General features: G+C 68.5%; 1 protein-coding gene. It reads right to left on the bottom strand.

All coding sequences use genetic code 11. The features are described 5' to 3' along the window. Nucleotides 1-331 (bottom strand): ferrochelatase (locus tag D7Y13_RS43450; RefSeq protein ID WP_208734678.1); only part of this gene is annotated, 331 nt, incomplete at its 3' end. Nucleotides 332-426 lie beyond the last annotated feature (95 nt).

Here is a 426-nt window from a genome sequence, read left to right as displayed (position 1 = left end):
GCACATGACGGTGGCCCGCGGCGTACATCTCGGCCACGGTGTCCTCCACCATCGGGTGCCAGTTGCGGTTGCCGAAGAACACCGGCAGATCGATCTGCGCCGCCGCCAGCGCGGCCCGCAGACGATCGATGATGTCGAGGTTGAGCGCATTGATCGGTGACACGCCACCGAAGTGGAAGTAGTGCTCGGCCACCGCGTCGAGCCGCTCGGGCGGCACCCCGCGGCCCCGGGTGACGTTCTCCAGGAACGGTCGGACGTCATCGGGACCGTCGGGCCCGCCGAACGACAGCAGGAGGACGGCGTCGAACGGCGTGCCGGCTGCGGCGGTCATGAACCGGTGAAACCCTCGGGGAACCAGGTGTTGTGGCTCGCACCGCCGTCGACGTAGACGATCGACCCGGTGGTACCCGGCAACCAGTCCGAGAG

The organism is Corallococcus praedator, assembly GCF_003612125.1.
GTDB classification, from domain to species: Bacteria; Myxococcota; Myxococcia; order Myxococcales; family Myxococcaceae; genus Corallococcus; species Corallococcus praedator.
This window is presented reverse-complemented; position numbering and strand designations above follow the sequence as displayed.